Origin of the sequence: Acidovorax sp. A79 (assembly GCF_041154505.1) — a bacterium.
Classification (GTDB): domain Bacteria; phylum Pseudomonadota; class Gammaproteobacteria; order Burkholderiales; family Burkholderiaceae_C; genus Acidovorax.
In genome coordinates this window covers 4,186,430-4,208,171 of the sequence record NZ_AP028672.1, presented here as the reverse complement: position 1 = coordinate 4,208,171, position 21,742 = coordinate 4,186,430, and the positions used below count along the sequence as shown (strand labels likewise).

The following is a 21,742-nucleotide window of genomic DNA, read 5'->3' as shown; positions in this document are numbered from 1 at the left end:
TGTGTTCAGTGCCTCCTGCTGGATGTCACGTCCATCCCATCTTGCGGTTCGACGCGCAACTCGTAATCGTCGGCTTGGAAGTAAGTCGTGCTCACCTGTCCTGCCATCTTGCGGGCCTGTATCAGGCGACGCCCTTCGGCGGAACGCGCCGCGCCCACCGCATGCAGCACGCGCACTGCGTCCTCGGCGGTGTCGACTGGCAATGCCGCCAGCGTGATGGGGCCACCCTGTAGGTGAGGCAAGAGGCCTTGCAGCACCTGCTGATCGCTGAAGGCGAAAGCCTCGGCTTCAGCTCTGCGCAGCAGCGCATTCAGGCGGCTGGCTTCGTCCACGACCAGCGGTGCCTGCGCTGCGGCCTCTGATTCACGATCACGTACTGTCCAACGCAGCACGCCGCCGGGAAGACGGATCTCGGCAGTGGCCAGGCGCCGGGCCAAAACATCGAGCAGCCCTTCACGGGCGGGCTCTGGCCGCTCCTTCAGCCAGGCCATGGTGCGGCCCAGTGGGGACTCGGCACCATAGTCCAGGGACAGCGCCTGCCGCAGCAGGCTGGTGAATCGACGCACGTAGTTGTTCATCTCCGAGCGCAGCATGGGCAGCTTCAGGCCGCAGGCAGCATCGACCATACTCTCGATGCGGTCAGCGAGCCACAGCATCGGGCTGCGGCCCTGCGCCGTCTGTTCCAGCCAAGGTGCACGCTGCAGCAGGTGGGCATCTACGCCGACGCGTTGCTCGCCGTCGAGTGCGCGCACATATTCCAATGCTTCGTTGATCTGGCCGCGATGGCGTTCTGCCGAGTCGGCCACCAGGCGCACGGCGTACTCGCGCGCGAAGCGCTTCTCGATGAAATCATTGAACTCGTTCCAGGCGACCTTCTGCGCCAGGGCCTCGCGCGTCAGGCTCTGGATCAAGTGGCGGAAGTACTCAATATCGTCCTGCAGGTCCTGCACCACGCGGCTGGCGAACTCGTGGGCGTCCAGCAGTTCATCGGCATCCCGGGTGGCGATGAAGGCAGCCAATGCCTTGCGAGCCGAGCGCATGTTGCGCTGGCGGGTCTTGGCGCGCGAGTCGTCTAGGTCGGCGAAGGTTTCGCTGAAGGCCTTGCCTGCGCGACTGAGCTTGAGGGTGGGCCGTAGGTCGATAGGGTCACGGTAGTCTTCAAGCCATCCATGCTCTTTAAGCTTGCGCAAAAGATCACTGGCGTAACTACGCTCTTCCTCGGCGCCAATTACCCGCTCATTCTCAAAGGCCATGGTCCGCAGCGCAGGGTCTGCTAACGCAAGAAGAATTACTTCGAGTACCAACTCGCGGTTAAGTACTTCGGCATAGTCGGCGTTGGCTCCATGCACTCGCTCGTGGAGTTTCCGAAGCACCAATGCGCACAACTCGCGATTGTCATGCGTCAACGGACGAAAGAAATGCTCACGCGGGGGGATGAAGAATTGCATTCATCCTCCAAGGCGCTCCCCCTCCAGACACGCTTTCTTGATGCCGACGCAGAAATCTTGAACAAACCCGCACCGAACCCCCCACGATTTATAGAGTCCAGTTTAGCGCAGGGCGTACTACTTCCATTGCGGGAGCAAAAGAACTGACGACCCTCTAATTTCGATCGGTTGTTCAAATTTACTGCTCCAAAAGTAACGCCCCCCCCCAAAAAAAGCACGCACTACACCCCCTACCAACAAAGGCCCGCCCACACAGCAGCCGTTTCAATCACCTCAACAAACCTCCCGGCAGAGAACCCGTCCGGATACAGGGTGTCGTCTTTGTCTGGTTCCGCATATTCCTCCGCACCCTGATCAGGAACGGCCTGTCCACCAAACAGGCCATGCGGGTCATTTAGAAGCCGCCTGTCGTCTCGCAGTGCAATCAGCACCTCTTCCAGAGAGACCTTGAGGAAACCTTGGAACAGTTGGTGATCCCATTCGATCGAGGTATCAACGATCCAGGCCGTGACCGCAGTCCTGCAGTTCACAAGACCGAGCGCAGCCGTCAATTCCATGTCCCGTCCAAGCGCACGCTGGACAGCGGGGACCTTCCTGCTCAACTGCAGACCTGCCTTTCGAAGCGTAGAAGTTCGATGTGCCCACGCCTCCTTCACTGAGCGGCGTTGGTAGGTTGATTTGAGCTCCAAGACGAACACATGCCCGTCTCGGGCACAAATCAGATCGATTTCCCCTGCGTTGGCATCCTCTGTACCCAGTACGGGGATCTCGTATCCGACAACCACGTGGAATCCACGCTCTCTGAAAAGCGCTCCGAGCCGTTCTTCAATTCGACGGGTCTCTTCCTTGGCTTCATTTCTTCGGGCGCCCAACCGGCGAAGGTTATTGATGACTGCCGCAGCGTTGTTCTGTACAGCCATCATCCATGGCAGTTGGAGAGAGAGTCGCCCCATTTTGAACAAGGGACGCTCTTGCCAGCGGGAACGCAACGTTGCATCACCGTCGCGCAACTGCTTCGCCATCGCAGCCCAGTCACATGTCATGAAGTCCAGGATTGCCTCTGCAGATCGTGCGGAGCCACTTGGATGCTCTGCCGTAGCCGTCCAAGGCTTAATGCGATCAACTTTGGCCGCTCGATCCGACCAGGTGAGCGGAAAGCGGTTTTGCATGTCGGGCTGAAGCAAGCCGCCAAATGCCAACCGACCCAAAGCGAGAAAAGAATTTCCTGTCTCGGATAGGTACTGCTGATAGGGCCTGAGGTAGTCTTCAATGAAAAAGGCCGTCATCAGCTCGGTCGCCATCAGCACATGAAAGGGCGCTGCAGATGAGCCCGCGTCTGTTCGCACCTGCTCGGCCATGCCATAGACCTCTTGCAAACGAAGCCATGTGCCTTTCGCCTTGGCCAGGGCCTGAAGATTGGCCTCAAGGTGCGCAGGACTTACGCGGCCTAGCAGGTCAGGATCGGCCATGACGGCATCCATTCCCCGATACAACCAGTACTGGTGCAAAAGGTCGAACTTCTTGCCATCTCGACGCCATGCAGTTCTGGCATCGGCATCCGCCTCGACGATCTCAAGGCGATCTCCATTTCGCTCAAATCGAATGGAGTCGTCGTAACTGAAGGCGTCTGCAGATCTATCTTCGAAAGCGTTCAGTTCGACCTGCGCGCCCAACAATTCGAGAAATGCCTGATAGCAATCGTGTCGCGGCCTCTCCCCAGACGGGAATAGAAATGGGATCAGATGCTGCCTCATTGACGAGGCGATAGACATTTCAGTCAACTGCACATCGGACGGATCGCAGTTGGAAAGTTTCCAGGCCAATATGTCGTCGATGGCATCCCACGCTTCCTGAGCATCGGGCATCTCCGGTTGGGACCGACCATAGACCAAGTCTGGTATTTGGTGCTCAAAGGCGAAAAGGCTGGCATAAACCAGCAAATCCAGAGGAGCGAGCTCGGACAATGGCTTGCGAAGACGCTCCACTTCCTCTTGCCGCACTTGATGGGCTTCCCGGAATATGCGAAACACGCGCTTTAGTTCGATGAGCGCTTGGTGCTGATTTGTATTCAGTGCGCTGATCTCCAACCAACGCGGAGAATCCTGTCGCATCACAAGGCCAGAGTGGCGGGTAGCCCAAACAAGCACGTCGGGAGCGATTGTGGCTATCTGCGCCACGATCTCAGGGCATGCCAACCGGTCCTGGCCAAGGTAACGCGTTAAGGCCAAGCCAAGGGTCTCTTGGCGCCACACATCTGCGGGTAGGTCCTTCAGAAACTCCGAGTTCCAGAAGGCTGTTTGTCGATCTCCGCCACTCCACTTGTGCTTACCTTGACCCGCCGGTTTTCCGTCTAGAAATGCCATCGCCGCTTCGTCCGCTGCGGCTGAGATCGTCATGCCTTTTTCGCGAGCTGCTGAGACCAATGTGTCGTAGTAGTGCTCGTTCATCACCGCATGCTACCGAGAACTCAAGCCGAAAGGCATGGATCGCCTAGCGGTTAAACAACGTGACGGTGGGACGCTGCCAGCCTCCCTTGTCCAAGTTGAGGCTCCACTGCACCTGGAGTCTTGCGCTACCGGGTATTTTGCGTAGCCTAGGGGGTCAAGGGTGCAGGCGACAGCTACAGGCTGGTTGCGGACTTCTGAGCGCCGCTCATCGGCCCGCGGCCACAGGCCCAAAGGAGTCAGTTGAGTTTCGAAACAGCCAGACTTAAACCCGACGGTCAGATCAGGATCGCGCGGTCGTTAACTATCGCTACTCCACAGCTCCTATGACCCGGCCGGCAGTTCGTGCAAATGCGGCACTTGATCAAGGTCGGGGAAACAGCGGCTTCCACGGGCGCTCCTGTACTGATCCACCGCTCCAGAAAATTGGAAGGGTGTTATTGGGCGCGGTATTGTGGAAGATTACGAGCGCGCCCATCGCGCCGTGTCCTAACGGGGTACCCGGAACCAACTCTCGACCGATTTGCTGCACTACCTCCTGAGCGAACACGCGCTCGTCTTCGGTCGAAAAGATGCTGGCCTGATCACTGCAGGAGCGAAGTTCGTCCCCGAACACAGTGGCAGAGTGAACTTCGACGTCGGGGAATTCACCGCGTATGGCTTCGAGCGCCTCGGGGAAAGCAAACATAATAAAGACAGCTATTCGACTCTCCTCTACGTACCGTCCCCAAGTCTCCGCACCAACCGCCGTCTTGAACTTTCTTAACCCCTTGAGCATCGTCTCCCCGGTACCCGAAAAATCGTCGACGATGGCCACCATTGCGTCAGCGTCGAGATGCGTTCGCATCCACTGACCGAGTTCCGCTGCTGGAACGCACTTGCCTGGAAGGACTCGGCTTTTCAATTCCCGCGCCATCGTCGCGCCACTTTTATGCTCGGCATCAAGGTACCCGATGGCCAAGTTGTCCCGGCGGCCCTTCACGATCTTCCAGATTCCATGGCCAACACCGTTGCGTCTGGCCAGGATCATTTGCTCGACCTTCTCCAATTGAACGCCGCGCATGCCTTCGTTAATAAAGCCCTTATCAGCCATCCTTTGAAGGAGGAGGAATGCAATTTCGATCCGGCTGTCGTCATCGAACTGCCGGAGCCAGCTCTTGATTTCAGCGACGTCTTTCTGTCTACCGCAGTAGATTAGGCGCTGCGCCACGACGAGCATGTCGTCGTCACTGATCGGAAACGCGGTGTCAGCGGTATCCACAGGCGCCGGCAGTTTATCTTCGCTGGTTCGGGTCGCACGTTCAGCTTCGACGAGATTGCACCAGATGGGAAGTAGCTGAGCTCGAGAGTTCTCCCCAAGCCACTCTCGGAAGATCTGTAAGGCCACGACGAATCCTTCACCGTCCTTTCGCTGCTCGAGAACGCCGCGCTGCAGCATGCGTGCGCAAGCGCGCCGCAATACCGATCCCTGCGCGCGGTCCTGAGCGTCGATTGGAAGGCTCTCTTGAGCCTCCAGGAGTTCGTCGATCCCTTCATAGCGACCGCCGAGAGCAGAGATGCAAGAGAGAGCGATGCAGTTCTCCGCCGCGTCTCGGCGCTTTTCTGCTGCGTCGAGCACTGGGTTGTCCTCCCAGAAGTGAGAAAAGTTGGTCGCACCCAGCGAGCGCAGCAGTTGTTGCCGGATCGCAGATGTGTCATTCGCGTCCACGAACGTCCTATGCTCCTGAAGGCAACGATCGAAGATCTGATAGCAGAAGTTGTTGATGAAGAAAGGGTTCCCAGAGGTGTAGCCTGTTATGAACTCGATGGCTTCAGGATCGAACTCGATCGCGCCTCCGACGGGCGCTTCAATTAGGCTTCGGCAGTCCGCCGCGCTGTCGATCCGGTCGAGGCGGACATTTGTCCATTTGTTGAGGTCAGCTTGATGTCTGCTGAAGATCGCGTCCATTCGCTCGCTACCGATGAAGAAAAACGTCAGCCCGGCCTCCGAAGCGGATCTCAGACCCTTTATGAATTGGCGGCCTCGCTCGCCCGTGTAAAACGCAGCGTCCAGATCGTCGAATTCGTCAATGATGACCACGAACTTTTGCTTGGGGTGCGTTGCCGACAGTTGCTCTACGAACGGTACTAACAGGTTAATCCCTGCACCAAACTCGGATTCCGCGGGTACCTGTATGGCACTCGAAGCCTTCTGCACGAGCCGTCGCGCAATTCGATGCGCAAGTTGACCCTCATGCAATGACGCGAGTTCACCCATTCTTAGAAGAATACAGGTGGTGTCTTCGCGATCTGCAAGTTTGGCCGCCAAGACCTGAAGCAGTGAAGTCTTGCCGATGCGCTTCTGTCCCCAAACGAAAGTTGACGTACCTGCCATTGCTGCTAGATTCAGCTTCCGAAGCAGAGAATCCCGGCCATGGAGTCGCTCTGGATTCTTGATCGGATTGAGGGAATAAGGAGGCTCCGACAGCATCGATTCCCAGTTGGGTTCGGTGACTTGTTGGAGGATCAGGAGGCGGTCTGGCTGAACAGAGGTTTTTTCCGCACCAGTGACGCATGTCCACTGGATCGGAATTTGGATCTCAGTCTGTGGCTGTGAGAGCACCAAACGAATGCGGACCAACTTTTCGCCGTTGGCGGGCACGTCAAATGGTCCCGTTGGTTCCACGATGGCGAGATCGAACATCTGTTCTTGGGTAGGTTCACGTTGCAGGGATACGTCACGCGCATGGCCCTTACCGTTATTTCGCAGTGTGAATGAAAGGAAAATCTCGGCGCCAATAGCTCGGAGATCCGCCTTGGTGCTGGGATTCCTAAGAGCTAGCATAGGCGCCAGCGCAGTTTCACCACGGGAAGAGGCGTCTTCGATGATCGAGGTCAGATGATCGAGGACGGGCTTCACGAAAGCTTGCCAAGCTTGGCTTCCGAGACGAGGGTCGCCCGAGGTCGGGCTCTGGATCTTGATATTTTCGAGAAGCTCTGGGGCTCTTCGGATCACGTCTGTGTCTTCGTTGCGCTCATGGGCCTCGCAAATTTTTCGGAAGGCGGGGCCGAGAAGAACATCAAGGTCGCTAAGAAACTCCCTCTCTGCTGGAATCAACATCGGCTGTAGACGGTGCGCGACCTTGAGCAAATCAATAGAGGCAATTTTTGCAGTTGCCGGCGTGGTTCGAAGGAACCGTATAACTGAGGCGGCAGCCGCAGCCCAATGTTCTTCCAGGCGAACGAGCGCAGCCCGGCACATTTCGACGGGTGAATTGCGTTGAACGCCGTACGCGGTCGCTATCTCATCCTTCAGTTTGAACGCAAAGTCACGTGCTTCTTCCGACAACTCGGGGTCCGTAGCATCGATTCGATGAATGGCGTTTACAAATGCGACAGCCAAACTGGCTCCAGAAAACGAATCAGCGCTTTCTTGGAGCAACGCGAGAGAAGCCGGCTCAAGATGCAATCCCCGTGGCGATGCCCAAGCGCTGATGACGCACGCCAATAGAGCCGTGACCTGTTCGTCCGCCGCACCGGGGAGTTGTTTTGCGAGTAGTTCGCCTACGGTAAATCCATCGCCACGGTTCCTGGCGGCAGTCAAGGAGTCGGCGAGCGCGTCGTTGGCTGTCTCCGTCTCTGTCGGGATGGCCGTGGCAACTGAGCTACCAATTGACGTCTCGGTCATTGCAGCAAAAAAGGCTGTAGACCTTTGCTTGACCCGCGCAGCCAACTCGCGATTCCACACTTGCTGCATCGACCAAGGCAGGTAGGCCGTCGCCAGCCCCTGTTCCTGCCAGCGCTGAGCACTGGCCAACTCGCTGCCTTGCAGGTGATCGCGTTGTTCCTCGAGGAAGGTGCGGCGCCACTCGGCAAGTTCGACCGGGGTGAGCGTCGGCACGATGGGAAGGTTGTGGTCACCAGGTCGCTTGGGTCGCGCCAGCCCGTCGCTGGAGTCCCATACATAGACATACCCGCTGGTGTAGTCCATCAGTGCGGTCCATAGATCCTCCCGAATCCGTCCGCGTCGTGGCACATCTTCCCTGGGTTTCGCAGCCGCTTCCAGCACGCTCTCGGCCGACGCCTTCGAGGGAAATTGCTTCGCGGTTACAACCTTCGGAGCGTCGTTGTCAACGCCAGATTTCTCCAAGCAGACGTATTCTTTGCCGTCTTGCTTCACCAATTTGAAGATCGGCGTGAGTAGCGCGACAAACGCGCGCATGTCGGCCGCCCCAAAGTCATTGGTGTCAAAACGGCGGTCAGTGATCTGCAGAAGGCGGTTCTTCAGCACCGCCATCGTCATCAAGTTGGCACCTGGGCCACCTTTGCGCTGGGCTTGAAGGAATGCGGCTTTGACCAGCCCAAACGCTTCGTCCTTGGTGAACATCGGATCTCCCTCAAATTTGTAATACCTCAATGCGTGTGGAGAACTTGGGCATCCGGATCGTTCTGAAGCCCCACTCATCATGCATTTATCTATGCCAGTCTAGGTCAAGCGCCCTCCGGTCCTTAAGCCGATGCTGGTTCCGCTGTCAGATTACAGCCACGAAGCACTGGACCAAGCAGAGTTAATTTTTCGTTTTCGTGTGTGTATGGGTTCGTAGGCGGTGACTTCCGCAGTCCAGATGAAAACGACGTTCATCCAACGGCGCTGACGTCTCTGACCACGCAATTGGGTAAGCGGAAAGCCGACGCACGCGATCTTCCGCTCCTAGCCGAATGCTGATTGGAACAAGGGGTAGTCGAACGACTGCAGCCGCTGCAAACCAGTCGTCGGAGCCACTTTAGAATCATTACTTCGACATCCGGAGCTCCGCTCTGGATCTTGCCGCAGTCTGAAACCAGTATCGTGATCATGATCTAAGGAGAGCACGGCACTAAAGTCTGCGCAATCGTTCAATCAAATCTCGCGCATTCTCTCGCGTCAGGCCTGTCTTTCCGTCAACCAAAAATAGCGAACGATTGAACGGACGGTAGAGCCAAGATCGGTCATCGACAGCTAACCAAGGGTACATCCCTCTATCGTGAGCACGTAGCCACGCGTGGCATTCCGCCTCTCTTTGGAAACTCACCAACGAGTCAGGAATTTCTTTCAACCTGGCGAACTCATCGGTGACACCGACAATTCGCTCGGAAAGGTCAGGTGCGAAGCGACCGCGCAAACCATCAATCGGAACATGGAGGCGCCAAGTACTTGTTATCACCACATCGCAATTCGGACACTCCCGCAGAACATGTTCGAACACTTTGAGGCATGCAAAGTGATGGGACTCATGACAAAACTCCGGGTGTAGCACTCCGTCGAAATCAAGAAAAATGGTTATCACAACGAATATGACCCGTTCGATTTTTTCGGCAGCCCGCCTGCGTTTCTCGCCTGGCTACTGATCTGAAGAAAGCGGCAGAAATGCCTGGCCGACGTAAGTCGAACTAGAACAAGACTAGTTGCGACTGCGAAAAGTGATTTGGATGTCTCGCCAGCTTGCATCTTTGAAATGCTCCGAAGAGTGACTGCGCGACGCTCATGTCTATCGCTGACGCACGAAAATCCGTGCTCACTTCTCTCAGCAGGTCGAGCAGAACGGAGGGGCTGGACGTCAGTGAGAAGCGCTCTTGTCGCGTGAGCTTGGTGCCAACAGCAATGCTCATCGCGATGGTCTGCTGCGCCTTTGGCATAGCCGCCCGCACGCGTCGCTCCGATGGGAATTCAGCCTCGTAGCCTGCAGCGGTGGCGAAAGCAAAGAGGGTTCGAAAGAGTCCGTCCAGGCTGAGATCCTTCACGAGCAGTCTGATTGCATCCATCTCATCTCCTGCGGGGCCATCCCAAGTTGGCGCCCCTCTCGTAAACGGCTCTTGATCATCCATCCGCAGATCAATGAGCTGTGCAATGAGAAGTTCGCCATCAGTGGCGCAGGAGCGAAAGTCAAGCGTCTCCCAGGGATAACCGCAGTCACACAAACAGAGATCAGGCCGGGTCCATTTCAGCGGCAAGGTACACGCCGGACACCTATCGATCAACAAGCGCTGATGTCGGACGCATGCCACGGTCAGCGTGAAATCCCATGCAGCCCGGCAATAGCCCAGCTCATGAACGCAGTCGGGGCACACCCGAGGATGCGATCGATTTAAGAAGTAGCTCCTTCCTAGCCTATGTCCCACATAGGTAGCGCTTTCACCGCGTTTATTGCCGTCGTTCGCTTCCAGCGCGTATGACAATCGCTGAACGCTCGCTCCAAACCAGTGGGCGAGCTGAGGTGCGTCCTGGGCATACAACGTCTGAAAGCGTGAGCAACCGAGCATCGTCTTGATACGAGCAAGACCGCCAAGGCCGTTTTGGGCGGCGAGCCTCAGCAAGTAACCTTGCCCTGATTCGCCTGGCCAGATTTCGTCCTGAAATGGTAGGGGTTGCTGATCGCAATCGATTGGCAACTGCAACATACTCATGATGGGACCTCCAATTTGCTCTTGTTGGTTCGCCGCTCAATGCGTATAGACCTCAAAGCTGCAGCAACGGCCAGCCGGCTCCCAGGATCTAGATTCCATTGCCACGGCGCCCGAAATGTGACGTCTTTGTCGACGTGGAGCGTTGCATCCTCCCGAAAGCAGTTTGCGCCTAGCACCCAAAACTTTTCTTGCTTCAACAACTCGTCTCGGCGCACCACATTTGCTTCGACTCGCGCCATCGCAAGCTGATGGCGATCAAGGACCGAGAAGTGGTACATGACCGCGAGTGACGAGTCGACTCGGCAAGTGCCAGCAACGGACCACCAAGGGTCAAATAGGGTCTTAAGTTTGCGCTGCAACAAGCGGTCATAGCTCCCACCGTTCGCCATAGGCGAAGTCAGGCTCGCTCCACAGGTCGAACACTCGGAAAGCATTGAAGCTGACTTGCCGACTAGGCGCGCTCGATGCACCAAGAACGCTTCGCCGCACACATCACACCACTCACACAGCGGGATCTGATGCACCCAACATTCACGTATGCTGTCCAGGCGCCAGTACCATCGCAGATAGGGCGTTTTGTCTTCTGCAAAGCATGTGGGACACCATCTGTACGCAGGCTTGACGCCCACCATGCGCAAATGGCATATGCGCTTCCCTCTCTCGTGCATTACCCGGAGTAGGCCCATCTCCCCATACCAGTCCCTGCGATCCAGGACAGTGACTAGTCTCAGAAGGCGCTCCCAGGGTTCGCCGTCCAGACCACGATCCCAATCACCTCGTGTTGGCCGGTAGTCCAGTAGTTGTCCAAGCACCTTAATCGAGTACTGGTGGTCTCCACAAAGCCGCTGAATCCAGGAAGCGCTGCTCTCCCCCGCCAAACGCGGCTTTGCGGCCCACAAACGAAATGCTTCTTTTGGTGATTCCATGCCAGCGTTGGAGGCGAAACTCATGATTTGCCCCGTTGGAAAGGATCACTCGCCTCAGACACATCACCTTTTGCGTCGCGCAACCCCTTAGATAACGATTCCAAGGTGACGATCTTTTGAGGTTGGGTGGCTGCATGCATGCAGGCGTACATCAGCAGACGTTTGAGCATGCGCATGTTGCCCCCGGTCGCCACATGAAGTGCTCGACATGCCGTGGTGTTCACGATACTGAGGTCCACTGCTTGCACCGCCTGCGCAAAGGCAGCCAGAAGCTGCCGCCACTGATCGTCAAAGGCGAAAGGGTGAATCACATAGGAGGCTGATGCCCTGCTCACAAACTGGGGATTGATGACCGCCAGTCGCTCCAGAACGCGGGTTCCAGCGCCGATGACCGGAAAGTTGAATGTGTCCATCCGAACCTTCAACCAATCGGTCGCTGCCCTGGCTGTGATGTCCTTGTGCCCCTCGCAAACATGCTGCATTTCATCAATCAGGAGGGCGGCAGCGCGTCGGCGCTCCAGCCCAACGCCCACCATATGGTTGAGTGCCACCAGCGTTGGGCGCGAGGGTAGCGCTGGGTACCCCAGGGCGAGGGCCATCGCTGACGCGATCCCGCGCTGATCCACGGCGTCGTCCAATGCAACCTGAAGACAGTTACCTTCCAACTGCGACGTTTTGGAGAACTCTCGATTGATCAAGTCGAGTAACAGCGTCTTTCCCATGCCAGGCTCAGCAAGGATCAGAATCCCGCTGGGAGTACGCAACGTTCGCATGGTGTGGATCAGGTCTCTGCAGGCATCCCGAATGCGTCTGAAGACCTGATGGTCCACCACCACGTTCAACACCTGTTCACCGACCTTGAGGGTCTCCGGAGATCGAGGCCCTGAGTACTTGTTCATGTCGTCATTCATGGTCATTCGTCCTCCAGAGAAAAAGCCGGAAATGGCATGACCTTAGGCAACGCTTGTTGCATCGCTGGGCTGACGAGCATCGTGGGCTCCTGAGAAGAGGGGAGGAGTGGGCTGGAAGGGGCGACCGGCACAGACGTCAGTCCCTGCATGCGAATGAGTTTGGCGTCTTTGCGAACGCGAAGGCCACGGGTTGCTGCTTGCTCCCAGCTATCGCGAAGGCGCCAGATGGCCTTCTCCATTTCCTCGTATGCATTTGCGCGGGTCAGCTTCTTTTTGGCCTCCTCGCGAATGATCTCCAGCTGGACCAGCGACAAACCACAACCATCATTGAACAACGGGCGCTGCAGTGGCACGTTCAGCCATGACTGCGCCTTGGGGAGGTTCACAAAGATGCTGCTGAGATCATCAGGATTGAACCGGATCTCTGTGCGGAAACTCTCATGTTTCAGCCGCCGGTAGTCTTGCAACTCCTCAGAGTTGAAACGCAGGTAGTTGAAGAACACACCGTCCCCATCCACGGTCCGATGGGCATTGAGACCGCAGAGGATGTCGAGCCCCGACAACTGCTCAGGGAACATTGCGGGTGGGCAGGACTGACGATCCTCCTCCCACAAGTCCCAGGACCTGCAGAGTGTTTTGGGATTGATGCTCAGAGGGTAGGCTTGGGAAGCCCACTGGATGAGGCATGTGCACAGGTCATCGAAGATGATGGCGGAAGTCTTGGAGGGATCTGGGGCTATTGCATTGCGAATGACCGTGTGCACACGACCGTGGCTTGGTAGTACCCGATTCGATTCCTTGATTGCACGCTCGATTGCCGGTTTGAACCACGGCTGCCGGACCGGGTTGAAGATCATGTCGCAGCGCAGTTCCCAACCAATCCGCTTGAACTGCAGTGAGTGAAACTCCAGGCCGTTGTCAACCACCACTAGCTCGGGCACGCCCATGGCCGTCCACCGCAAAGGATGCTCGTCAAGCGCCTCCACCAATTCCTCTTTTGGCAGGATCGCAAATTTGAGCGCTCTGGCCACAGTTGCTGCAGATGGGCCATAGAAACTCACGTACAGACCAAGCAGGTAGCCTGAATAGCGGTCGATCAGAAGCGTGATCCAAGGTCGCCCCAAGGGAACACCTGTTCTCGGATCAATGACCCACACATCCAGCAAAGTGTGGTCCACCTCCACCCGCTCCATGATGCGCGTGCTCATGTCTCCGAAAAGGCTGTAGCGCCAATGATTTTTTGCGTAAGCAACCCCCATGCGCTTGCAATCGCGAATGTAGGGCGGGATATCTGCAACCCTTCGATCTAGCGTTCGCTCCGATGGCGCTTTCAGATCCGTTCCATGCTGACGGTTATGCTGATTCACAGCCCGCTTAATCTCTCCGTGCACCTCTCTGACGGTGGGTCCACGGAGCGACAAGTAGCTTTTGGACAGAATCTGGTTGACGATCTCGTCCACCAATTCAGAGATGCGCTTGGGTCGTACGATGAATCCGCGTCGATCAGCAAGCACGTAGGCATTGCGATCGGCACGAAGGTACTTGCGCAACCAGAGCTCGACCGTGGCTCCTGAGGGGCGCTTGTGGCGAGGTGAAGATGCCTCGCCAAGCCGCACCGCGTCCATGATTTTGGCCCAGATCTGCTCAGCAACCGCTGCGCATTGGTCGCGCGAATAGCTACGGCAAGGTAGATTCAAGACACCTTGCACGAATCGCATTCGAAAGTCGATGAGCTCCAGCTGCTTTGGGCTCCAACTGACGGGTAGAGCGTGCCCCGACGGCTGTGGGCCAGGCTGTGCTGCCGGTATGGATGTCGGGTTGAACTTCCCCTCGTGGATATGCTGCAAAAGACGGTACGTCTTGAATGTGCACACCTCGAAAGTGTCCAGGTACTTGAACTGAACGCGCCCATCCCCTAGGTCACGCTCAAACTCAAGCTGCCGATCACCGTGCCTCAATACCAAACCACGACTTAAAGTAATCATGGTTGTCTCCCTGCACAGGATCGACGAAAACGGTTTGCTCGGCATCGACCGTGAAGTCCACGGGGACGCGGCACTTGTGCCTGGCTACCAGGTTCCAGACAAGTGGCTCGGAGAGGCCCTGGGCAACCAGTGTCTTGACCGAGGAATTTCCATCACAAACACGGCGCATGGTCTGCAGGCATTCCATGGCTTCCTCGTCTGTAAAGCGCAACCGCCCATACCTCATCAGCAGAAGCGCGCGGGCAGCGAGCGCCTGGCTGTCGATGAGCGTGTCGGTGATGACGAGAAAGCGCTGCCCATCTGCGCGCAGCAGGCGTTCAGCACGCTTCAGTTTCTCGTCATGCTTTTGCAGAAAGACCTCGGGCTTGACTTCAACAATGGCACTGCCGCCGTCGTTGAAGACGACTTTGAAATCAGGGGTGTACCGCTCCGGCTTTTCGCCCCCTGTCAACGAAAGTGTGAGCGGTTGGTGGATGATGTCTTTGACGACAGGGCAGGCAAGGGCAGCGACTACAAAGCGCCGCTCAAGGTGTGATTCGTGCTCGACCGGGTGATTGAGCAGCCACGCTGCGTTGATGACGCCGACTTCTCGGTGCGGGGCGCGGGTGAGGATTTTTCTCGTCACGGTGACTCCTACAGGGGACTTGGTGAGCTGCACACGCAACAAAAAAGTCGCGCGCGCAGCTTGACGTCATCGCGGCTGCAGGAGTAGATTCACGCTGTAGGCCTGGAAACCTTAGGTTGCACTATCTGGTGCTGCCGGCGACGCCGATCATTCGTAATGGGTGGTCGGTTTTTGCTTTCTAGAGGTGTTTTTCCTTTCTTCGTGGTTTGTTACGCTTGGTTGGACGTTACTCCGCGAGGACCTTGAGACGCAGAGCAACCGCTATCTGAAGTGACTGACCACGCAAACATTTGCGTTTTCCAGCGAGGACCATTCGTGTCAGTTCCACGCTGAACCCGTTTTTGCGCGCCCAGGACGCAATGCTCGATTCCGCACGCAGGATCGAACTGCGCGCTTGCTCTTCAGTAAGCGGTGTGTCCATCGCAGCGTTACTGCCGACCTCTTCCTGGGCGGCGATATCTTCTGTTTTCAAAGCATCTCCAGCTCCTGCAATTGTTCTGTCTTATTGCTTACTTGGGAAGCCGACGCGAAAATGCAGGTCTGATCGAATTTCTCGCCGGGTTTTATGACTTGCAATAACTCATCGCAGCCGCGTCGACGTGGGAGACCTAATCAGACAGAGCTTCAGCGCTTGCGAACCGCAATGACGTTTTTCTCCCTCAAGAGGGAGAGTGGTCTCTCGCTGGCCAAGTTGGAACGTCAATACCTGTCCGATTGTTTCCCTGGTCGCATCGAACGAATGGAGGACGACCCGGATGACTTTGGAAAATACTCCCGTGGAGTTAGATCTCCACGCAACCGCGATATCGAGAGGAGTCCTCTGCACTGGGCTTTAGCGCGATACCCAGCTGTTATCAGAACTTACGATTCACTCCTTTTTCCTGCGATCGAATCGGGCTATGAGTTTGAAACGCTCACCGATTTGTCTGTGGATCTATGGAAATCGAGCACCATACCGCGAGAGATGATGTTCGCGGCTTTCAGGGGCGTGCGTCCATCGGACCGCAGCCTGCCGTTGTTCTGGTTTCCGATCGGAGTCTCGCCAGGTGACGCGATCACCTTCCTGAAATGTCCAGAGCTTGATGCGCTAACAGCGCTAGTGATTGCGCTCAAGACCAATTCAGGCACACCGAGCGAAGAACTGTGTGCCTTGCTCGTAGTCAAATGGGTTCAATTCTGGACAGAGGTAAAAGGTCCACCCCCTCATTTGATCAAGCGCCTGGTCGGTGTGTTGGCTGAACACCTACCAGCGGCTCGAGCGCTTTTCGAGGCATCAAGGTAGTCGCCTCAGCGGGCGGACATCAACCACCCCTGTCCTTAAAGATAGGTCACGTGCCCCCTGGGCGATGTTGATCGAGTAAACGATTTCCGTTCAGTTCAGCATTTTTCGGTCAGAACCGCTGGTTCAACCACGCTTCTCTCCGCGCAGGTATTGAGGTTGAAGCGAAGTTCACAGGACCACACTGGTCATCTCTCACGAGTTTCAACACAACGCCTGCAGCACCTTCCTAAAGATGTGCGTCGCCTGCTCCTGCCCCCGCGTCGGGTGATTCAACACGTCCAGCCAGACCTGGATCACGTCAGCCACCATCACCCCGTCCCGCCGCACTGCTCCACGAAACGTCGATTCCGGAAACCTCACCACCCGCAGCAACACGTGCGGCGCTTCCTTCGGAAACGGCTGGAGGGCATTCCATGGATTGCTTCCCGGAGACGCCCGATTGAACCGAGGCATGCGGCGAACGCTGATGTACCTGGGAACGCCGCTCACATGTCCCACGCGCAGCCCATCCGCTGCCGCAAACAGTCCCAGGCAGGCATCGCCTTCGACTTTGTTCAAGAGCTCTCGAACACGATCCTCAATTTGAATGTTGGCCAAGAACCGTGCAGGCACATCTGCAGTGCCGTAGGGTGCGACTGCGCTCCAGCGCTCGAACAGCTCCTCTCTCAGCACCAGCGTGAGGAACTCCTCGGACTCCAGCAGGAATCTCTCGCGCCGCAGCTGCTGCAAGAACCTGGAGGCGGTCATCGCAGAAACCTGCGCAGCCCGCGCAAGCTCCACCCCATTGCGGTACCGGCCCCGGGGAGCGTTCAGCATCCCTTCTGGCAACTCTGGCGCCAACAAAACCTTCAGCATCCACTGGTTCAGATCAGAAAACAGGTTGTCTGTGCGAATCAGCGTGCCCTTGACCTGTCGTGGCCTGAAGGGCGCGGAGACGTTGAGATCTCCCAGCCCTTCCCCCCGAAACTCACTCGCCCCTTCCGCAGAGACGAAGCCCACGGCAACCTCCGCAGCAAACTCCTGCGCAAAAGCCATCACACTGGCAACGAGCGCTCTCGGCGCATGGTCCACGTGCACCACGGCCATGGGCATGGATCCACGCGACTGAAGCGCATATGCCCGAGCCTCAAGAACGGCTTGGGACAACAATGGAATCACCCGGTCGGCTCGCCCCTCGGATGTGGCTTTGAGTACCACCCCGTATCGCTTACCCCGCCGCCGAACGACGAGGTCCGGCCCCGTGCTGCCGGGCTCACTGGCCTGGACCTTCCAGCCCTTGGATTCGAACAGCCCAGCCACGCGCTGCAGCGCTTGTGCAGTTCGTTGGGATGTCTTGGGGGAGGGCATGGCGGTGGCGTGGTAACACGGCCATGTTATCTAACACGCGCGTGGTAGGCAAACACGCGGGCCGAAGTCTTCACACTGAGGCCCAGCCCCAGGGTTGCGAGTGCCGGGGCACGAGACCAGAATGCAGCATGGCCAACCCCAACGACGCCCGCCCCCCACAAGTTCTGACGGACCTGGTCCAGCGGATCGTGATGGAGTCTGGCAATCCGGAAGGCTTCAACGCAGAGGCTTGGCTGCAGGAGTGGCTGGCAGCGCCACTCCCAGCCTTCGGAAACCGCCGCCCGTGGGATGTGCTGCAAGAACCCGAAGGGCTGGCGTTGATCCAAGCAACGCTTCTGCAAATCCAGAAAGCCAGCTTCGTCTAGTTCCTTCGTAGCGGTCCACAGCGCATGCCGCGCAACTGGGCCTCAGGCCTTCGCAGCTTGGCGCATCTTCTTCTCGGCCTTGGCTGGTCCCATGTTCACCAGTTCTTCAATCTTCGCGAGTTGCTTGGTTCGGGGTTGTGTCTGCCCCTTCTCCCACCGCGAATACGAGAGTGGAGAGACGGCCAGCAAAGCTGCCATTTGGAGCTGGGTGGCTCCCAGTGCTTGGCGCATCTGGGTCAGCATCTCAGGGGCGAACACGAATTCCTCGCGCGTGGCGCGTTTCGAAACTTTCGGTGGATCAGCTGGAGCAGCAACGCCCACAACTTTGGTTTGGCGTTGTGCTGTCTTGAGCTGCGAAGTGAGACTCTTCACTTCCCGCTTCAGTGCCGCGATCTCGGAACGATGGCTGGTGATCGCCTTGCGCATGCCCTGCAGTTCAGGCTTGAGCTCCTTGCGCGCCATGCGAACGACTTCAGCGCGAAAGGCATTGGAAAATGTATTCATATGCCCGATGGTAACTTTGACGCCTTATCGCGCACTTAGGGCCTGGTGCACAGCCGGTGTCGCAATCCTTCTGCGCCCCCCAAAAACAAAAACCGCCAGAGGCCTGAGCCCTTGGCGGTTTGTTCCGGTGGAGATCGAACGAGCGGTACTTACTTCCCAGCCTTGTCCGCCTTGCGCTTGGCAGCCTTGGGATCGACCACGGCCTTGAACTTGGCCCCGGCCACAAACTTGGGCACCGTGCTCGCAGGGATCTTCAAGGCAGCACCAGTCGATGGATTCTTGCCCGTGCGTGCTGCGCGCTTGGCCGACTTGAAGGTGCCAAAACCCACCAGTTGCACGGCATCGCCCTTCTTGACGGCGGTCTGGATGGTGTCGATCAGCGTTTCCAGCACCGCATTGGCTGCGGCCTTGGACAGATCATTCTTGGAAGCCAGGATTTCAACGAGTTCTGCGCGGTTCATGGATGCTCACGTGTAGAGGTTGGAAGGGATCGATTTATAACCCCGTCGCTGACACGGCCCTTGCTGCGACTCAATGCTGCAGTGCACTTCTTGGCAAAAACTCCACTCCCGTGCGTTTCACCAGCTCCTGATAGCTGATCGGCCGACCCACCGATTCCCCCTCCCGGTTCTCCTGCCAGTGCGCCCAGGCCCTTTGGGTGGTAGCGTCGTACACCAGCTTGTACAGATAGGTCGGCACCTTCACGCCATTGGCACCAATGCGCGGCCCCGCATCCGTGAATACCGGTCCGGTGATCACAAACACATCCCCCTTGGCCCGCTTCACATAGTGCCGCGTGTCCTGCTCGATCTTGTTCCAGGCGCCACCATTGTGCTGGGCGTTCTGCGGAACCATGTTCGCCAGACTGAAGCTCTGGGCCATGGCGGTGGGTGTCGGCATGTCTCCCGCAGGTGCCATGTGCCCACGGCTGTATCCGGAGTTCTTGTAGTCTTCCAGCTCCGCCCGCTCGCCACTCGGGAGTCGCGCATCTGCAAAGAACCGCTTCGCCCGTTTCTCGTCAGCATCCTCGATGAGCCTGCGGTTCAGGCGCTGGGCTACGAACACCGGTGTCTTGGTCGTCCCAGAGTGCAGCACCGCAAACGCTTCATAGCAGAGCTCGCGCAGCTGCGGCCGGGGCGTGATGGCGGGTGGTGTGCCATTCGCAAAGAACTGCGGACACTGCGCAAAAGAGGTGGGCTCGGGCGTGAGCAGCGCCGCACTGTCGAACTGCGGAGAACGTGCCCAGGAAAGATTCGGGAGAGCAGCGCCGGCAAGAGACAGGGCCAGGGCAGCCGCCAGGCGCACACGGCTTGGCCAAGAGAAGAAACGATTCACAGAAGAGGCATTCGAGTCGAATTTTACGGAGCCCGATTGGAGCACCGTTCACTTCACGATCACGGCCCGAATGCTCTGATCCCGCAGGGTTTTACAGCTGCTTGCAGAGATGGCGTCCACAAACAGAAAGGGCTCCCCAAAGGGAGCCCTTTCTGCCTGCCCGCCCCTGCGGTTCAGTTAACACTCCCCATGGCAGCGGCCCCCGCACCGCGCGAAGTGCCGCCACCATGGAAAGTCCCGCAACTGCTTCAAACCAATCTCAGCAGTTGGTCTGCCAAATTACATGGCGCTGAATTCACCCGAAGGGATCTGGCCGGTGCGCAGGGCTTCAGCAGCCTGGGCACGCACCGCAGCACGGTCAGCGGTGGACTTGTAAGTCACCACACGCGAACCAGCGGGTTCGATCGAACGGGTCTGGGCCACGGTAGCGGCTTCAGCAGCCACTTCAGCGCGGGTGCGGTTCGTGTCGAACTTCAGGGCAAATTGCGAGCCATCGGCTTCGTCAGCATGGGCGCCAAAGGCAGCGAAAGCAGCAACAGCGGCAACAGAGAGGAAACGAGCGGTCTTGTTCATGATGAAAATCCTTAAAAGCTAAAAAAGCGTCTCAAAAAAGCCGGGTCAAAAACCATTCCTGAACCGGGTTCGGTGAGTCGCCTTGCGGGTTCGGCTCATCGATGGGTTGAACTGTACGCCGATGGTGTCCGCGGAAAAACCACCCAGTCGCAAACTAACTGTTCCAGTATTGAAAACAATCTTTCGGAACCTTTCTACGCCGTACCTTCACGCCTTCGCTTCTAATTCCCCTGGCCCTCAGCACGCCTTCAAGGCCGCCAAAAACTCCCGCGCATTGAGCTGGCTCTTGTCCTCCATGCAGTTGTTGAACACCGCATGCGGGTGTCGCACCGACCGTGCAATCGAGCTGTACCGCTGGGCCAGGCCCTGCAACTCTGTGGAGGTGTACGCATAGTCAAACCGCTCGGCCGCTGACTTGGCAGGCATCCCGTATGCCACTGCATTGCGCCCATGCAGCCTGAGCAGTGCATGGTCGGGGTGGGTGGTCTCCCAGATCGCAGGAACACTGTGCGGGGAGCCTTGCGGCCCATCCACGATGGTGTGGACCAGGCCCAGGCTCCTGAGTAGGCCCAGGGTGTCTGCCGTCACCGCATCGTTCTCCCACCAGCTTGGATGCCGGAACTCGATGCTCAGGGTGTGACCCGGCAGATGCTCCACACAGTGCTCGATGTGGGCCATGGCGGCTGGGTGGCGCACCACCTTGGGTGAGAACTGGAAGTGCACCAAACCCAGCTTGCCGTTGACCTGCAAGGGCACCAGGCAGGCCACAAAGCGCTTCCACAGCTCCTCCCGAAACTCCGCTGGCATGTCCTTGTAGACCAGGCGCCGACCCGGCCCCAACGCCTCCTTGATGTCCTTGGGCAAAACATCTGTGCTGGTCCACTGTCCAGTGAACAGGCTGAAGGCCTTCACGTTGAACACAAACCCAGGTGGTGTGCGTTCTGCCCAGTGCTGGGCGGTGGTGACCGCAGGGATGGCGTAGTAGCTGGTATCCACCTCCACCAGGTTGAACTGCGAGGCGTAAAAGCGCAGCCGGGCTTCGGGCGTCTTGGCCGTGGGTGGATAGAACTTGCCGCAGTCGAGCAAGGTCTTGTCCGACCAGGAGGCAGTCCCGACCAAGGGATTGAAACCAGGACTGTGGGTGGCGAAAGAGTGCTCCATGGGGAGGCCTCCTTGGGTTCATCCTACATGCGCTTTTGTGGCAAAGGCTGTATATTTATCCAGTATTCAACCACAGGAGAAGCAGCGCCATGCAAGTCATCGAATCCACCTATGTCGTCACCCTGCGCGACTACCCCGAAGAGATCCCTGCCAAGGAGCGCATTGCGGCCGAAACCCGGTACGCCAAGGCACTGGAAAAGCAGCTTGGCGGCCCCGAACAGGTCGCTGCCGCCCTGGACACCATGCACAGCCTGGAAGAGTCGCCACCCGAAGTGGTGTCGCCTGGCGATCTCACCTTGCTCAAGGCCTGGGGCAAGGCCAGTGCGGCGGCCAAGCAGGCAGGGTTCCGGGATCTGGGAGAAGGGGATGGAGCGTACTTTGAAGTGCGGCTGGTGTGAGGGTGGTGATCCGCA

At 57.7% G+C, this 21,742-nt stretch carries 19 protein-coding genes; 3 read left to right on the top strand and 16 right to left on the bottom strand.

Annotated elements, in window-relative coordinates; all coding sequences use genetic code 11:
• Positions 1-5 precede the first annotated feature (5 nt).
• From ACAM51_RS19305 to ACAM51_RS19260, 10 genes are all read right to left on the bottom strand, one after another.
• Positions 6-1,448: a Wadjet anti-phage system protein JetA family protein gene (locus ACAM51_RS19305; RefSeq protein ID WP_369641571.1), complete on the bottom strand. Its 1,443-nt coding sequence runs from the start codon at positions 1,446-1,448 to the stop codon at positions 6-8.
• 230 nt (positions 1,449-1,678) lie between these two features.
• Positions 1,679-3,895: a hypothetical protein gene (locus ACAM51_RS19300; protein WP_369641570.1), complete on the bottom strand. Its 2,217-nt coding sequence runs from the start codon at positions 3,893-3,895 to the stop codon at positions 1,679-1,681.
• A gap of 361 nt (positions 3,896-4,256) precedes the next feature.
• Positions 4,257-8,258, bottom strand: a complete 4,002-nt coding sequence (locus ACAM51_RS19295; RefSeq protein ID WP_369641569.1) for a hypothetical protein — start codon at positions 8,256-8,258, stop codon at positions 4,257-4,259.
• Between the two features lie 490 nt (positions 8,259-8,748).
• The gene (locus ACAM51_RS19290; RefSeq protein ID WP_369643856.1) at positions 8,749-9,168 is read right to left on the bottom strand and encodes an HAD domain-containing protein; all 420 of its coding nucleotides are present in this window, start codon (positions 9,166-9,168) and stop codon (positions 8,749-8,751) included.
• A 133-nt stretch (positions 9,169-9,301) separates the two neighbouring features.
• Positions 9,302-10,315: a TniQ family protein gene (locus ACAM51_RS19285; RefSeq protein ID WP_369641568.1), complete on the bottom strand. Its 1,014-nt coding sequence runs from the start codon at positions 10,313-10,315 to the stop codon at positions 9,302-9,304.
• Positions 10,312-11,241 carry a TniQ family protein gene (locus ACAM51_RS19280; RefSeq protein WP_369643855.1) on the bottom strand — a complete coding sequence of 310 codons (930 nt, stop codon included), beginning with the start codon at positions 11,239-11,241 and terminating at the stop codon, positions 10,312-10,314. The genes ACAM51_RS19285 and ACAM51_RS19280 overlap by 4 nt, the downstream gene beginning before the upstream one ends.
• A gap of 20 nt (positions 11,242-11,261) precedes the next feature.
• Positions 11,262-12,152 (bottom strand): ATP-binding protein, encoded by an 891-nt coding sequence (locus ACAM51_RS19275; RefSeq protein ID WP_369641567.1) that lies wholly within the window; start codon positions 12,150-12,152, stop codon positions 11,262-11,264.
• Positions 12,153-12,154: 2 nt separating this feature from the next.
• Positions 12,155-14,137: a Mu transposase C-terminal domain-containing protein gene (locus ACAM51_RS19270; protein ID WP_369641566.1), complete on the bottom strand. Its 1,983-nt coding sequence runs from the start codon at positions 14,135-14,137 to the stop codon at positions 12,155-12,157.
• Positions 14,097-14,762, bottom strand: coding sequence for a Tn7 transposase TnsA N-terminal domain-containing protein (locus ACAM51_RS19265; RefSeq protein ID WP_369641565.1), 666 nt, complete (start codon positions 14,760-14,762; stop codon positions 14,097-14,099). The genes ACAM51_RS19270 and ACAM51_RS19265 overlap by 41 nt, the downstream gene beginning before the upstream one ends.
• A 226-nt stretch (positions 14,763-14,988) precedes the next feature.
• Positions 14,989-15,234, bottom strand: coding sequence for a hypothetical protein (locus tag ACAM51_RS19260; RefSeq protein ID WP_369641564.1), 246 nt, complete (start codon positions 15,232-15,234; stop codon positions 14,989-14,991).
• A 171-nt stretch (positions 15,235-15,405) separates the two neighbouring features.
• On the opposite strand from ACAM51_RS19260, the gene ACAM51_RS19255 reads away from it, so the two are divergent.
• Positions 15,406-16,044: a hypothetical protein gene (locus tag ACAM51_RS19255; RefSeq protein WP_369641563.1), complete on the top strand. Its 639-nt coding sequence runs from the start codon at positions 15,406-15,408 to the stop codon at positions 16,042-16,044.
• 201 nt (positions 16,045-16,245) lie between these two features.
• Here ACAM51_RS19255 and ACAM51_RS19250 read toward each other — a convergent pair whose 3' ends face one another.
• A complete protein-coding gene (locus ACAM51_RS19250) occupies positions 16,246-17,391 on the bottom strand; it encodes a hypothetical protein (RefSeq protein ID WP_369641562.1) in 1,146 nt (381 codons plus the stop codon).
• A gap of 128 nt (positions 17,392-17,519) precedes the next feature.
• Here ACAM51_RS19250 and ACAM51_RS19245 point away from each other — a divergent pair, with 128 nt between their 5' ends.
• Entirely contained in the window at positions 17,520-17,756 is a 237-nt protein-coding gene (locus ACAM51_RS19245; protein ID WP_369641561.1) for an MbcA/ParS/Xre antitoxin family protein, read from the top strand.
• A 42-nt stretch (positions 17,757-17,798) separates the two neighbouring features.
• On the opposite strand, the gene ACAM51_RS19240 is transcribed toward ACAM51_RS19245, so the two are convergent.
• From ACAM51_RS19240 to ACAM51_RS19220, 5 genes are all read right to left on the bottom strand, one after another.
• Positions 17,799-18,260 carry a multiprotein-bridging factor 1 family protein gene (locus ACAM51_RS19240; protein WP_369641560.1) on the bottom strand — a complete coding sequence of 154 codons (462 nt, stop codon included), beginning with the start codon at positions 18,258-18,260 and terminating at the stop codon, positions 17,799-17,801.
• Positions 18,261-18,409: 149 nt separating this feature from the next.
• Positions 18,410-18,721: an HU family DNA-binding protein gene (locus ACAM51_RS19235; RefSeq protein WP_066786901.1), complete on the bottom strand. Its 312-nt coding sequence runs from the start codon at positions 18,719-18,721 to the stop codon at positions 18,410-18,412.
• A 70-nt stretch (positions 18,722-18,791) separates the two neighbouring features.
• The gene (locus tag ACAM51_RS19230) at positions 18,792-19,595 is read right to left on the bottom strand and encodes a DNA/RNA non-specific endonuclease (RefSeq protein WP_369641559.1); all 804 of its coding nucleotides are present in this window, start codon (positions 19,593-19,595) and stop codon (positions 18,792-18,794) included.
• Between the two features lie 279 nt (positions 19,596-19,874).
• Positions 19,875-20,168, bottom strand: a complete 294-nt coding sequence (locus ACAM51_RS19225; protein ID WP_192428445.1) for a DUF4148 domain-containing protein — start codon at positions 20,166-20,168, stop codon at positions 19,875-19,877.
• A gap of 237 nt (positions 20,169-20,405) precedes the next feature.
• The gene (locus ACAM51_RS19220) at positions 20,406-21,329 is read right to left on the bottom strand and encodes a DUF72 domain-containing protein (RefSeq protein ID WP_369641558.1); all 924 of its coding nucleotides are present in this window, start codon (positions 21,327-21,329) and stop codon (positions 20,406-20,408) included.
• Positions 21,330-21,418: 89 nt separating this feature from the next.
• Here ACAM51_RS19220 and ACAM51_RS19215 point away from each other — a divergent pair, with 89 nt between their 5' ends.
• Entirely contained in the window at positions 21,419-21,727 is a 309-nt protein-coding gene (locus ACAM51_RS19215; RefSeq protein ID WP_099729482.1) for a hypothetical protein, read from the top strand.
• Positions 21,728-21,742: the final 15 nt, after the last annotated feature.

Bases quoted from the DNA above. Each gene is read 5' to 3' on its own strand.
- ACAM51_RS19235 (WP_066786901.1), bottom strand. From the start codon at position 18,721: ATGAACCGCGCAGAACTCGTTGAAATCCTGGCTTCCAAGAATGATCTG.
- ACAM51_RS19215 (WP_099729482.1), top strand. From the start codon at position 21,419: ATGCAAGTCATCGAATCCACCTATGTCGTCACCCTGCGCGACTACCCC.
- ACAM51_RS19300 (WP_369641570.1), bottom strand. From the start codon at position 3,895: ATGAACGAGCACTACTACGACACATTGGTCTCAGCAGCTCGCGAAAAA.
- ACAM51_RS19275 (WP_369641567.1), bottom strand. From the start codon at position 12,152: ATGAATGACGACATGAACAAGTACTCAGGGCCTCGATCTCCGGAGACC.
- ACAM51_RS19295 (WP_369641569.1), bottom strand. From the start codon at position 8,258: ATGTTCACCAAGGACGAAGCGTTTGGGCTGGTCAAAGCCGCATTCCTT.
- ACAM51_RS19270 (WP_369641566.1), bottom strand. From the start codon at position 14,137: ATGATTACTTTAAGTCGTGGTTTGGTATTGAGGCACGGTGATCGGCAG.
- ACAM51_RS19240 (WP_369641560.1), bottom strand. From the start codon at position 18,260: ATGAATACATTTTCCAATGCCTTTCGCGCTGAAGTCGTTCGCATGGCG.
- ACAM51_RS19280 (WP_369643855.1), bottom strand. From the start codon at position 11,241: ATGGAATCACCAAAAGAAGCATTTCGTTTGTGGGCCGCAAAGCCGCGT.
- ACAM51_RS19220 (WP_369641558.1), bottom strand. From the start codon at position 21,329: ATGGAGCACTCTTTCGCCACCCACAGTCCTGGTTTCAATCCCTTGGTC.
- ACAM51_RS19285 (WP_369641568.1), bottom strand. From the start codon at position 10,315: ATGAGTATGTTGCAGTTGCCAATCGATTGCGATCAGCAACCCCTACCA.
- ACAM51_RS19255 (WP_369641563.1), top strand. From the start codon at position 15,406: ATGACGTTTTTCTCCCTCAAGAGGGAGAGTGGTCTCTCGCTGGCCAAG.
- ACAM51_RS19225 (WP_192428445.1), bottom strand. From the start codon at position 20,168: ATGAACAAGACCGCTCGTTTCCTCTCTGTTGCCGCTGTTGCTGCTTTC.
- ACAM51_RS19250 (WP_369641562.1), bottom strand. From the start codon at position 17,391: ATGCCCTCCCCCAAGACATCCCAACGAACTGCACAAGCGCTGCAGCGC.
- ACAM51_RS19305 (WP_369641571.1), bottom strand. From the start codon at position 1,448: ATGCAATTCTTCATCCCCCCGCGTGAGCATTTCTTTCGTCCGTTGACG.
- ACAM51_RS19245 (WP_369641561.1), top strand. From the start codon at position 17,520: ATGGCCAACCCCAACGACGCCCGCCCCCCACAAGTTCTGACGGACCTG.